Origin of the sequence: Clostridium thermopalmarium DSM 5974 (assembly GCF_002995795.1) — a bacterium.
Classification (GTDB): Bacteria; Bacillota; Clostridia; order Clostridiales; family Clostridiaceae; genus Clostridium_H; species Clostridium_H thermopalmarium.
Window position 1 is genome coordinate 1 of record NZ_PVXN01000028.1, and the last position, 13,518, is coordinate 13,518.

Below are 13,518 nucleotides of genomic sequence, written 5' to 3' on the forward strand. Positions count from 1 at the left end.
CTTGACAAACCCATGCACTCCATCTCCTGTTATTATTAAGATGGGCTTAAGGCTGATTTTGACTATTGTCAGTCCTATTCTACATGATTTTTTCACAGGGGTGTTGCATTTAATATTGCAATTTAAGAATTATTTTTTTAATTCTTTAAGTTTGTTTTTTAAAGCCATCATTTATAAGATAATCATCGTGTTAAAAACTTAGTCACCACCCGTAAAACAGGTAGCTACCCTAATGATGTAATCCAATTTTTCACATACAGAATGTAGTTTTTTATTTTGGACGCTTGTACTGCTTAACAAACTAAAATTCACAATAAATAAAAGAACCATAGAAAAATCTATGGTTCTTTTTGTTTGGTAGCGGAAATAGGACTTGAACCTACGACACTTCGGGTATGAACCGAATGCTCTAGCCAGCTGAGCTATTCCGCCATGTTTATTGGTTGCGGGGATAGGATTCGAACCTACGACCTTCGGGTTATGAGCCCGACGAGCTACCAGCTGCTCCACCCCGCGATATTGGTGCTGGAGACCGGACTTGAACCGGTACGGAGGGTTAGCTCCGCAGGATTTTAAGTCCTGTGCGTCTGCCGATTTCGCCACTCCAGCATTTATAAAAATCATATATTTTATTTTTTTGTCGTCATCTCTCAGCGACATAGACTATTATATATTAATCATATATATGTGTCAACTACTTTTTTAAATTTATTCATATTTTTTTGAAATGATTACGAATGGAAAATAAGAAAAGGACTATAGTTAGTCCTTTTTCATTTATGATCAACCTTTTCTAGAATATCTGTTTCCCTTTATATTTTGATGCTTTTTTATGTCTTGAAATCTTTCTTCACTATCTTTTAGAAACTTGGATATAGCGTCTTCAAAGTTTATGCTGCTTGTTTTATTTCTTTCTTTTTCCCAGTCTATTTCTACAGGTCTTGATGATTTTTTGTTAACCATAGCTTGTTTTATAGATAGACTTAATCTTCCATTATCGTCAACAGCTATAACTTTAACTTTAACCTTATCCTGTTCTTTAAGATATTCTCTTATATCTTTTACATACGTGTCCGACACTTCAGATATATGAACTAGCCCCGTTTTCCCCTCCACTTCTATGAATGCTCCAAACTTTGTTATGTTGACTACTGTACCCTCTAGGATACTCCCTAACTTTAAGGTCATGTTAATAAAACTCCTCCTTGATATGTTTATATAAATTAAATTATAAATAAGCTATGGTTAATCATTTTTTTGTATTACCGCATTCTCTCCTTGCTTAATAAAACCTAGTTTCTCTCTGGCTAGTCTCTCCACATATCTGTAAGTCTTAGATATTTTGGTCTCATCTACTAATCTTTCATGTTCTTTCATTGCTTTATCTAACTCAACTTTATAACTTTCTAACTGAGCTTTCTTATTTCTTATGGTTATCTGTTGATTCACCAATATATAGCATACATATCCTAGAACTAGGGCTATACTTATTTTTTTAATTTTAGACTTTCTTTCCATATATAATTCCCTCTAAAATTATATTTTGTTTATATCTATATTTTAGTTTTGTTTTAGACTTTATTCAAGAAATTTTTTATTTATTTTTCTTAGCAATCTTACAAAGCATAAGCTGTAATGGATATAAAAGGAAATTTATCGTTACTCTTAAGGTTCTTGCCAAAAACATCATAAACCTATACTGTATTTTTAATAAATAGTTACTCATCAATTTTACATATATGTATAAACCAAGAGCTATATATATATATAAATGTATTCCAACATACATATATCCAGTGTAAAGCAAAAAAATAAAAACTAACAGTGCTGCAAAAATCCAAAATAATATATCCTCTATAAAGGTTAATACCTTATTGGGGTTTTCAAATCCTCTAATAATCCTATATATATCAAATAGGAGTCCTGTAAGTATTCCTGCTAATATACTGTATAATATCATGTTAATTTGAGTTTGTATTGGTATCAACATAATAACCTACCTAAACAACCTTGCTATAATGCTTTCATTATCTTTTTTACTTTCTGTAGTTGTATATACGCAGGAATTTACACGTCCTATTATTGCTACATCCCCGTTTTGAACATCTAATTTTTGCATTTTAAGTTCTTGTCCTCTTATGGTTAAAGTTCCAAGACTTGTGTCAAGAGTTATAGTCTTATCATCAAAATTTATAACTTCCACTACTCCAGTAAGCGTTAATCTATTTCTATTTTCAAGCACTAAGCTGCTCTTTTGATTTTCTATATTTTCTTTTTTTACTTCCATTAAACACCCCTCCCCTTTTATAAATATGTATATGCTAGCATAATAGTGAATATGCACTTGTAAAGGAGAGGCCAATAATAAAATCCTATTTAATTTATATGTTATTCCACCTGTGCTTCTTCAGAATCATCAGAGATTATCTCATACATAAGTTTAGCATCAGACTTTGAAACATGATGTGTTATATTTACTACCTTTGCCTTTAACGTACCTTTGGCAAACTTAACTTCTATTATGTCATTTTCATTTACATCTGTGCTTGGCTTTGCAACCTTTCCATTTATAAAAACCCTTCCACTTTCACAAGCTTCCTTAGCTACAGTTCTTCTTTTTATTATTCTTGAAACCTTAAGATATTTATCTAATCTCATAATTACCTCCATTAAAAATAAACAGTTAATAAAATAAAAAACCCAGATTTGCACCCAGGTTTTTATTTTAGTTTTTTTATTCTAGTTATTATTTATTAACCATATCCTTAAATTCTTTACCAGCTTTGAATACTGGAACTGTTGATGCTGGTATAGTTATTTCTTCTTTAGTTCTTGGATTTCTTCCCTTTCTTTCAGCTCTTTCACGAACTTCAAAAGTTCCGAATCCAACTAATTGAACCTTTTCTCCTTTGCTTAATGTTTCTTCTACACTCTCTATAAAAGCCTTTAATGCAGCTTCTGCATCTTTCTTTGTTAATTGTCCTTTTTCAGCCATACTAGCAATTAATTCTGATTTATTCACTTTTGTTACCTCCTTAAATTAACTAATAAATAGTGTTAGATTTTTATTCTTCATTTAAATTAAAAATCCTCTTTTATTTATATGAACTTTTAATTAAAATCACCTTATATTTTCTTAGACATTTCCCATAACTTATCCATGTCTTCTAGAGACATATCTGTAAGTTTAGTTCCAATTTCTTTTGCTTTTTTTTCTATGTATTCAAATCGACTTATAAATTTATCTATAGTATAATTTAATGCATCTTCAGGGTCAATGTCAAGAAATCTCGCTACATTTACGCAACTAAATATTAAATCTCCTACTTCTTCTATTATTTTTCCCTTATTCTTGGAATTATATACCTCTTTAACCTCTTTTAATTCCTCAATAATTTTATCAAGAGCCGGCTTTACGTCTTTCCAATCGAATCCTACCTTACTAGCCTTCTTTTGAACTTTTTCAGCTCTTAAAAGAGCAGGAAGATTTTTAGGTATATGCTTAAGCTCTTCTGTGTAAGTCTCAAGTCCCTTTTCTTTCTTTTTTAAGTCATCCCAGTTTACTAAAACTTCTTTTGAATTACTTACCTCAGCCTCTCCAAAAACATGAGGATGCCTATATATAAGCTTATTGCATATTCCCTTTATTACATCATTAATATTAAAGTATCCATCTTCTTTTCCTATTTGAGCATGGAACACTACCTGAAGTAAAACGTCTCCTAATTCCTCAATTAATTTATCTTCGTCCTCTTCATCTATAGCTTCTAAAACTTCATAACATTCTTCAATCAAATATCTCTTTAAAGACTTATGATCTTGCTCTCTATCCCACGGACATCCATCTTCTCCCCTTAAAGTCTCCATCACATTGAGTAGATCATGAAAATCCTTAGTACCCTCTAAGTTTTTAGGAACATATATAGATGTAAGGTGGTCAATGTCATCCTGCCTATCAAGCTCATATATATGTATCTTTCTAATGCTCTCAAGCTCTTTAACTCCAGCTGCCCTTACAAAATATATTTCCATATCATCGCTATAATATTCAAGAAGCTTCAATTTTACTTCTGACGCTATAAATTTATTATATACCTGAGTTATTATAGTTCCAAGCCTCTTATCTAAGATTTGATTTTCCATGTCAAAAGCATCTATTACCTTTATTCCACTTATGGGATCTATCTTTAAACTTTCCATTAAGGCATCTATAAAGCTTATAGCTGGAAGTATATCTATTTCAATATTTTCTTTTTTGCAAAGTTCTATTAGATTGCTTACAGACTTTTCTGCCACTAACGGATGTCCCGGCACGGCATATACTATATCTCCATATTTCTTATGTTTTTCTATTAAATCCTTTGCTATGTCTTCATATACCTCATCGAAGCTTTCAAGACTCTCATATTTATAGTCATAGCTTTCAAATTTAATCCCTAAACTTTTTAAGTATTCTACATTAGGATGAATTTCTGTTCTGAAATAAACATTAGTACTATTCTTCAGTACCTCAAAAGTTCCCATGGTAACAGCATCCTTGCTACCAGGTCCCAACCCTACAACCTTTATCATAGTTTCTCTCACTTTATCCTTTCTTTATTGCCTTATTAATTTTCTTGTTTCTTATTTCGCCATAATCAATCACTTTAAATGCCATTATTAACATTCCATAGATTATTATACCTATAAATATTCCTATTAGACAAGAAATTGAATTGCTCATTGTATAATTATATGCCTTAACATAAACAAAGACAACAGAAAATATCATAGCAATAGACGCGTAGGCTGGTTTTATCAGTACCTTATATAAGTCTATATATACTCCTAGTTTTTTCTTTAAAAGCCTTATATTTAACACAACTGCTGTTGCATAGGCTGAAAATGTCCCTATAATAGCTCCATAAACATTTATGCTAGGAATAGGAACTAATATACTTGTTACTATCATTTTCACTATACAGCCTATGAACAAATTAATTACAGGTAATCTTTTAGAAGTAGTTGTCTGCAATATTACTGTAGTAGTTTGAGCTAGTATTATAAGCGGAATTGATAGAGATGAGTATTTTAAAATAAGTTCTCCTTCTGCCTGCCCCCTAAAAATAAGATGTAATATCGGAGAAGCTAAAAAATATAGTCCTGCGAGAGAAGGTAATGCCACCACTGTAGATATTTTAATTGCTGATGTTACATTATGATTTAATTTGGCTCTATTGTTTAGCACAAATGCCTCTGATATTATTGGAACAACAGAGGCACATAAAGCTGCTGATAAAGTAAGAGGCACATTTACTAAGACTGCTGCTTTTCCTGTAAGTTGTCCATATAGTACTGCTGCTTCTCTTGATGTAAAGCCTGCTTCTAAAAGTTTTTGTGGAACTAAGAAGGAATCTATTACATTCATAACAGTACCTACTGCTGCCCCTAAAGATATTGGTATTGCAGTTACCAGTAGCTCTTCCATAACTTTTGGATTAGATCTGACTTTTATTCTAGGAAATCTTCTTTTAGCCTTTATATATGTACCTATTAAATAACTTCCTCCTAGTATTCCTCCTGCTGCCGCTCCTAATGTAGCTCCTCCTGCTGCATATTCTACACCCTTTGGAAGTAGTAATATAGCTAGCCCAATTCCAACCCCAACTCTTCCAATCTGTTCTAGAATTTGAGATATTGCTGTAGGGGTCATAGTCTGAAGTCCCTGAAAAAAACCTCTGAATACACTCATAATACTTATAAAAAAAGGTGCTATTCCTAAAGCTACAAGAGAATAGTAAGCCTTAGGATCCCATCTAAAGAGCCTTAAAAGCTTACTAGAGAATGCAATCATAATTATACTTGTACCTAAACCTAGTATGCTCATCAATATTAATGCTTCCTTTAATACCTGAAATATTCCTATGTCATTCCCTTTAGCGCTTTTTTCAGATATCATTTTTGACATAGCCAGTGGTACTCCTGATGCAATTGCAATAAAAAGCATATACAGTGGATATGCCATTTGATAATATCCTAATCCTTCATCACCTACAAGTATTGTAAGAGGAATTCTAAAGAACATCCCTATAGCTCTAGCAAATATACCTGCAAAACCTAAAATAAAGGTTCCTTTTACTAATGATTGTTTTTTCAAATTAATACCCCCAAAAATACTTACTAGTACAAGTATTTATATTTAACTTTTAGGTATATTATTACTCTTAATTATTACTCTAAAAAAACAATGGCAGTAATGATACCATTGTTTTTTTATTCTTAGCTATGTATAAGGATTTCTAGGCTTTAGAGAATATATTACCCTAAAGCCAAGAGGCCTTATTCCATCTGTTTTCCTAGAAATGAAGCTGCTGTTTCAGCTAATTTTAATTCTATTTCTCCAAACTTAACATCATCTTCTTTAGATGCTATTATTACAACACCAATTGCATCTCCTTCTGCAATTATAGGTGAAATCGCTTGAGCAGAGTATTTACCCTCTGCATCCTCATCATCCATTAGAGGTATTGTCTTACTACTTCCTTCTCCTAGAAGTAAACTTTTTCTATCTTCCATTACTTTTTCAAGTTCTGCGCTTATCTTCTTATCCATATATTCTTTTTTAGAAGTTCCACTTACAGATATAATGTTGTCTTTATCACATATAAGTATGATATTACCTGTTGTTGCCTGTAGTGCTTCAGCATATTCTTTTGCAAAGTTGCTCAATTCTTCTATAGGTGAATATTTCTTTAATATTACTCCGCCGTCTCTATCTGTAAAGATTTCTAATGGATCTCCTTCTCTAATTCTTAGAGTTCTTCTTATTTCTTTAGGTATTACTACTCTTCCTAAATCGTCTATACGTCTAACGATACCAGTTGCTTTCATCTATTTTTTTACCTCCTTGTTTGTTTATTTTATTAATAATGATTTTCACAATAATATTATCTGTCCAAATATGAAATTTTATACACAATTGTATAGGTTTAATTTTAATACTAAAAAAAGATGGTGTATTAATATATGACTATTAATACGCCATCTTCTTAACATTAGATTAATCTATCTTCATAAGTTTTTATATCTGCATTTTTTTGTATTTCATCTAACTTCTTAGACCAAGCCTCATCTTTCTTTTTATCTTCTAGTGTAGTTTTTATTTCTGATTTTGCTTCTTCAAAAGTTTTAACAGGCTGATCTTCTCTCTTAGTAACCTTTATTATATGATATCCAGATTGAGTTTTAACTACTCCAGATACTTCACCTTCTTTAAGTTGCATAGCTGCATCCATAAAGTCTTCATCAAATCCAGAATCTACTACTGGAACTGTACCTAAGTCTCCACCTTTGTCCTTAGTTCCATCTGTTCCATACTTTTTAGCAAGCTCTGCAAAATCTGCTCCTTTATCAAGCTGTGCTTTAATTGATTTAGCTTGTGCTTCATCTGAAACTAAAATATGAGCTAAGGTAAGTTTTGTAGGTTTTTCAGGATCCTTTGGATATTTATCTTTATGCTTGTTATATTCTTCTTGCATTTCCTTATCAGTAACTTTTACATTTTTACCAACCTCATCTTGAAGTTTCTTAATTATAACATTTTGTCTTAATATTTCTCTAAGCCCCTCTTCTGTAACTCCTTGAGATTTTAAGAATTCCTTATAAGAGGCATCATCCTTAAGGTTTTGAGCTTCTTTAAGATCTGCTATAGATTTATCTACTTCTTTCTTTAATTCCTCTTCACTTGGAACTAATTTTAGCTTTTCTGCCTCTTGAATAATAGCTTCAATTGCAGTCATTTCATTAAGAACTTGAAGTTTTGCCTGCTTTAAATTTTCTTTAACTTCTTCATTTTGAGCATAATTTTCACCATACTGCTGTTTATACTGCTCTAGTGTTCCTGCTAGATATGGATGAGAGTCCAATTGTCCTCTTGTTATTTTCTTATTTCCAACCTTAGCTACTGTCATCTTAGCTATAGCTTCTGGTGTCTTTTCTATCATATTACATCCTACAGCTGACACTGCAAAAATTGATACTGCTGCAGCTGCAATGATTTTCTTTATGTTCTTCAATTTTATTCCTCCACTCTTATCATATTTTTTCACAACAAATTTATTGTACCATAAAATTACTTTGTTTCAACTGCTCCCTGAAGATATTCCAATAATTCTTTTAGAGCAGGTATTAGTTCTTCCTTCTTTATATCTCTTAGCTGATATCCTATTGCAGGCTCTTCACCCATCTTAAATATAATTTTCCTGCTGTATTTATTTATTATATATCTTACTAGATCCTCACTTATAAAGTTTCTATTAACAAACTTTATAACAACCTCAGTAGGTTTTTCCTTAATCTCCTGTATTCCAAGCTTATTGGCAAGAGCCTTAATATAAGCAATATTCATAAGATTATCTACGGAATTAGGTATATCAGAAAATCTATCTTCAAGTTCTTCTTGAATATCTAACATAGCTTCCTTAGAATCTATACTAGCAATCTTTTTATATATCTCTATCTTTTGCATCTCATCGTCTATATAGTTATTTGGTATATATGCATCCACTTTAAGATCTACAGTAGTTTCAAAAGGCTCTCTGTCTATCTCACCTTTTATAAGCTTTATGGTGTCTTCAAGCATCCTGCAGTATAAATCATATCCTACAGATGCCATATGTCCATGTTGAGATGAACCTATAATGTTTCCTGCTCCTCTTATCTCTAGATCCTTCATAGCAATTTTAAATCCTGAGCCAAGTTCAGTGAAATCTTTTATTGCTTTCAATCTTTTTTCAGCCACCTCTGAAAGCACTTTATCTTTTCTATAAGTTAAATATGCATATGCAATTCTGTTGCTTCTTCCGACTCTTCCACGGAGCTGATAAAGCTGTGATAATCCAAACTTGTCTGCATCATATATTATCATAGTGTTTGCATTTTGAATATCTAAACCTGTCTCAATTATAGTTGTACATAAAAGTATATCATACTTATTCTTCATGAAGTCAATCATAACCTTCTCAAGTTCTTTCTCTGGCATCTGTCCATGAGCTATGCCTATCCTTGCCTCTGGCACTAATTTTCCTAGATATGAGGCCATTTCTTTTATAGATCCTACCCTATTATATACAAAATACACCTGACCTCCTCTATCTATTTCTCTTTCAATAGCATCTGCTATGAGCTGTTCATTAAATTCTACCACATAGGTTTGTACAGGATATCTTTGCTCTGGAGGAGTTTCTATAACACTTATATCTCTTATACCTGTAAGAGACATGTGGAGTGTTCTTGGTATAGGTGTGGCTGTTAAAGTTAACACATCTACATTTTTTTTCATATTTTTTATCTTTTCTTTATGAGTGACTCCAAATCTTTGCTCCTCATCTACAATAAGAAGACCTAAATCCTTAAACTGAACATCCTTTTGAAGTATTCTATGAGTACCTACAAGAATGTCCACATTACCAGCCTTAAGTTCCTTTAATGTTTGTTTTATTTGAGCAGAAGTTCTAAACCTACTTACCATATCTATTTTTATTGGAAAATCTGAAAATCTTTGAATTAAATTATTGTAGTGTTGTTCTGCCAAAATAGTTGTAGGAACTAGAATAGCTACCTGCTTACCATCCATTACCGCTTTAAAGGCCGCTCTCATTGCTACTTCTGTTTTTCCATATCCTACATCTCCACACAGTAACCTATCCATTACTTTTTCAGATTCCATATCTCTTTTGATTTCTTCTATAGCTGTAAGCTGGTCTGGAGTTTCCTCATATGGAAACTCGTCTTCAAATTGTTTTTGCCATATAGTATCTTTAGAAAATTTATGTCCTTTCAATGTAGACCTTATAGCATATAGCTTTACTAAATCTTCTGCTATTTCATTTATTGCCTTTTTAACCTTGCTCTTAGCTTTATTCCACTCACTTCCTCCAAGCTTATTTATTTTAGGAGGTTTTCCTTCACTTCCTATATACTTTTGTACTAAGTCCAACTGGTCTACAGGCACATATAACTTGTCTTCTCCATTGTAGCTGAGCTCTAAGTAATCCTTTTTATGTCCTTGAACCTCTAGTTGCTTTATTCCTTTATATACACCTATTCCATGGTTTGTATGAACTACATAATCTCCTGGTTTTAGTTCTGTAAAGCTTTTTATCTTTCCTACACCTTTTTTATTTACTCTAGCAACCTTTCTCTTTGAAGCTCCAAAAATCTCTTTATCGGATATTACGCACAGCTTTAAATCTGGATATTCAAATCCCTTTTCTTGATTTCCAAAGGTTATTACCAGTTCGCCATATTCAATATTTTCTATAACATCTTTATAGGTGCTCTCAATATCTCTGTCTCTTAGGGTTTCTGCAAGTCTTTCTCCTCTTGGTCTAGTTCCACTTAAAATAACTGTTTTATACCCTTTAAGCTTTTTATCTTTTATATCATCTATAAGTAAGTCTATCTTTCCACCATACCCACTAAGACTTACCTGAGAAAATACTTCTTTATGCAGCGGCACAAAATACTTATTTTCTTTGTGCAGCATATCTAAGGTTATGAGTTTAGATTCTCTTAATTCTTCCATAATTTCATCTTTGCTCACTAATAACTTAGACTGACCTAACAGCACATTTCCTCTTTCTAAAAACTGCTTATAATTTTCCTGAAACTCAAAGTATATGCTCTCTAACTTACCTACACATCTTTGAGTATCATTTATAAATATCAAGGAATCCTTCATATAATCTGTTAAAGTAAAGGTTTTATCATAAAAATATGGTAGAAAGCTGTCTATATTTTCAAATCCCCAATTTTCTTTTAAAAGCTCCAAATTAGCAGAAATACTTAACTCTATTCTTTCTCTTGCTTCTTTATCCTTTCCTAAGGTCTTTTTAGCCAGTTCTAAATCTTTTTTTATTTCCTCATATCCTTTATCAACGTTTTCTTTTGTTAGAATCATCTCTTTAGCAGGAAATATTTCTATACTATTAAACTTCTCTATACTTCTTTGAGATTCTGTATTAAAGCTTCTTATAGAATCTACTTCATCTCCAAAAAACTCTATTCTATACGGAATAGAGGATATAGGAGGATAAATATCAAGTATTCCCCCTCTTATTGAAAATTCTCCTTTTCCTTCTACTATGCTGACTCTTTCATATCCACTTTGTATCAACCTTTCACTTAAACTTTCCATATCAGCAGTATCTCCTACGGAAATATGTATCGTATATTTTCTATATAGCTCAGGAGAAATATAAGATGCTACTAAGTTTTCAATAGATGCAACTATAATTTTTTTATCTTCTCTAAGCATCTCTCTTATTACTTTCAGCCTTTCCCATCTTAAATCTCCTGAAATTGCATATATGTTATAGAACACTACCTCTTTATTAGGAAAGTAATATACATTAGGCAAATAAAAGGATAGATCCTCATATAAGTTTTTAGCCTCGACATCACTATGAGTAAATATGAGAATTGATTTATCCTGATTTTCATATATCCCATTTATAAAAAATCCTATACCTGAGTCAGAAAGTCCTACTACCTCTATAGGAAACCTTCTATCCTCCACAGCCTTTACTACATCTTTAAATTGCTCATTTTCAAATAAAGGCTGCATAAGCCCTTTTAATCTCATCTGTATGCACCTCTCCTAATCCTGCTCTACCTTAAAACCGTTATATTTATTCATAGCCTCCATAGTTCCCTTTTTTATTATAACTTCCACTGCAGCTGATGCTGCTTCAAATACCTTTTCTAAAATTTTTCTATCATCATCTGAAAATCTGCCTAATACAAAAGAAACTAAATCTTCTTCCATAGGCTGTCCTACTCCTACCTTTATCCTTGGAAAAACATCACTGCCTAAACTGGCAATAATACTCTTGATTCCATTATGACCTCCTGCGCTGCCTTTTTCTCTAATTCTAAGTCTGCCAACATCTAAGCTTATATCATCATAAATAATTATAATGTTTTCATTAGGTATTTTATAAAAATCAGATATTTCCTTTACACTTTCTCCGCTTAAATTCATATAAGTTTCTGGCTTTAGCAAAAAAACTCTTTCCCCATTTATATTACCATCACCATACACACCTTTAAATTTTTTCCTATTTATTTCAATATTATACTTTTCAGATATTAAATCTATAATATCAAATCCTACATTATGTCTCGTATTCTCGTACTCTTTTCCTGGATTGCCTAGTCCCACTATTAAAAACATATAAAAACACCTCCATCTCACTTCATTTTAATCATACTTAAAATATGATACATCAAAAAAAGCTTTTTATAAATAGTTATTTTACAAACGCCTTAAACCCATGAGATTATATCTCACGGGTTTAAGATATTTTATCAGCTTATTTATTCTCCATATCTGCAAGTTCTATAGTCATATCTATATTATTACCATTTCTCCATATTTTACACTTTACAGTGTCCCCTATTTTGTATTTTCCTAAAATTCCAGCCATATCCTCAAACTTTGTTATCTTTTTCTTCTCTATCTCAACTATAATATCTGTAGGCATAATTCCAGCCTTTTCTGCTCCGCTTCCTTTTGTAACTGAGGTTACATATACCCCCTTTACTCCATCATTATTATTTGAAACCGCATCCCTTCCATATATACCTAAGTCAGGCCTTGCAGCCTTTCCATACTCCATAATCTCATTTATTATATTCTTTACTTCATTTGAAGCTATTGCAAATCCCATTCCATCTTCATTCTTAAATTGAGTATCCTTTAGGTTTAAATTATTTATTCCTATAATTTCTCCTTTTAAATTGCATAAGGCTCCTCCACTGTTACCTTCATTCATAGCAACATCTGTTTGAAGCACCTTATATGTTGATTTCCCATATTGAATTTTTCTATTAAGAGCACTTATTACGCCTGCCGTTACACTACCAGTAAATTCCTCTCCTAAGGGGTTTCCTATGGCAATTGCAATATCTCCAACCCTCATTTTAGAAGAATCTCCAAACTTAGCTACGGGCAGATTCTGCGCCTCTACTTTTATTATTGCTAGGCCAGAGTCAGGATCTGAACCTATGAATTTTGCTTTTAAATATTTTTGTCCTCTAGCAAGCTTTACGTTAATCTCCTCTGCTCCATCAATAATATTATAATTGGTTACTATATATCCATTAGAACGAAATATTATACCCGAACCGCTGCTATTATTCACATTCTGTGAATCATTTGGAGAGGTTTTAATTATTCCAACAACAGTAGGTCCAACAATATTAGCTACTTTAGCTATATCACTGTAAGGGTTTTCTTGAAGTTCTTCATCTATACTCTTATCCTCCACTTTAGCTTTTTGAGAATATTTTTTTTCTATCATATAACTTGAAGATACTGCTCCTGATACTGCAGCAATTAATATGAACGCAACGCCTCTAAAAAAACTTTTAATATTATTTTTACGTTTTCTAAACTTTATTGCACCATATTTTTCATCACTTATGCTCTCCCAATTGACTTCCTTAACTTCATGATTATCTTGCAAACATATCACC

Annotated in this window: 13 protein-coding genes and 3 tRNA genes; all 16 read right to left on the reverse strand. The window is 31.9% G+C overall.

The annotated features are described in order from the left end of the window. Window positions 1-355: 355 nt before the first annotated feature. Window positions 356-432, reverse strand: a tRNA-Met gene (locus tag CPAL_RS06105). Window positions 433-440: 8 nt separating this feature from the next. Next, a tRNA-Met gene (locus tag CPAL_RS06110) sits at window positions 441-516 on the reverse strand. Between the two features lie 4 nt (window positions 517-520). Further along, a tRNA-Leu gene (locus CPAL_RS06115) sits at window positions 521-609 on the reverse strand. 174 nt (window positions 610-783) lie between these two features. Further along, the gene (locus CPAL_RS06120; protein ID WP_061858488.1) at window positions 784-1,188 is read right to left on the reverse strand and encodes a S1 domain-containing RNA-binding protein; all 405 of its coding nucleotides are present in this window, start codon (window positions 1,186-1,188) and stop codon (window positions 784-786) included. A 57-nt stretch (window positions 1,189-1,245) separates the two neighbouring features. Further along, a complete protein-coding gene (locus CPAL_RS06125; RefSeq protein WP_061858489.1) occupies window positions 1,246-1,518 on the reverse strand; it encodes an FtsB family cell division protein in 273 nt (90 codons plus the stop codon). A gap of 76 nt (window positions 1,519-1,594) precedes the next feature. After that, window positions 1,595-1,990, reverse strand: a complete 396-nt coding sequence (yabQ, locus tag CPAL_RS06130; RefSeq protein WP_061858490.1) for a spore cortex biosynthesis protein YabQ — start codon at window positions 1,988-1,990, stop codon at window positions 1,595-1,597. A 6-nt stretch (window positions 1,991-1,996) separates the two neighbouring features. Continuing rightward, a complete protein-coding gene (gene yabP, locus CPAL_RS06135) occupies window positions 1,997-2,287 on the reverse strand; it encodes a sporulation protein YabP (protein ID WP_061858491.1) in 291 nt (96 codons plus the stop codon). 101 nt (window positions 2,288-2,388) lie between these two features. Continuing rightward, entirely contained in the window at window positions 2,389-2,658 is a 270-nt protein-coding gene (locus CPAL_RS06140; protein ID WP_061858492.1) for an RNA-binding S4 domain-containing protein, read from the reverse strand. 88 nt (window positions 2,659-2,746) lie between these two features. Next, window positions 2,747-3,022: an HU family DNA-binding protein gene (locus CPAL_RS06145; protein WP_061858493.1), complete on the reverse strand. Its 276-nt coding sequence runs from the start codon at window positions 3,020-3,022 to the stop codon at window positions 2,747-2,749. A gap of 104 nt (window positions 3,023-3,126) precedes the next feature. Beyond that, entirely contained in the window at window positions 3,127-4,572 is a 1,446-nt protein-coding gene (gene yabN / locus CPAL_RS06150) for a bifunctional methyltransferase/pyrophosphohydrolase YabN (RefSeq protein WP_106024283.1), read from the reverse strand. A 13-nt stretch (window positions 4,573-4,585) separates the two neighbouring features. Continuing rightward, window positions 4,586-6,136, reverse strand: coding sequence for a putative polysaccharide biosynthesis protein (locus tag CPAL_RS06155; RefSeq protein WP_106024271.1), 1,551 nt, complete (start codon window positions 6,134-6,136; stop codon window positions 4,586-4,588). A gap of 182 nt (window positions 6,137-6,318) precedes the next feature. After that, window positions 6,319-6,870, reverse strand: a complete 552-nt coding sequence (gene spoVT, locus CPAL_RS06160) for a stage V sporulation protein T (protein WP_106024272.1) — start codon at window positions 6,868-6,870, stop codon at window positions 6,319-6,321. 164 nt (window positions 6,871-7,034) lie between these two features. Next, a complete protein-coding gene (locus tag CPAL_RS06165) occupies window positions 7,035-8,054 on the reverse strand; it encodes a peptidylprolyl isomerase (RefSeq protein WP_106024273.1) in 1,020 nt (339 codons plus the stop codon). 56 nt (window positions 8,055-8,110) lie between these two features. After that, window positions 8,111-11,623: a transcription-repair coupling factor gene (mfd, locus tag CPAL_RS06170; RefSeq protein WP_106024274.1), complete on the reverse strand. Its 3,513-nt coding sequence runs from the start codon at window positions 11,621-11,623 to the stop codon at window positions 8,111-8,113. 15 nt (window positions 11,624-11,638) lie between these two features. After that, window positions 11,639-12,214, reverse strand: coding sequence for an aminoacyl-tRNA hydrolase (gene pth, locus CPAL_RS06175; protein ID WP_061858498.1), 576 nt, complete (start codon window positions 12,212-12,214; stop codon window positions 11,639-11,641). A gap of 139 nt (window positions 12,215-12,353) precedes the next feature. Next, window positions 12,354-13,508 carry a S1C family serine protease gene (locus CPAL_RS06180; RefSeq protein ID WP_061858499.1) on the reverse strand — a complete coding sequence of 385 codons (1,155 nt, stop codon included), beginning with the start codon at window positions 13,506-13,508 and terminating at the stop codon, window positions 12,354-12,356. Between the last annotated feature and the right edge of the window lie 10 nt (window positions 13,509-13,518).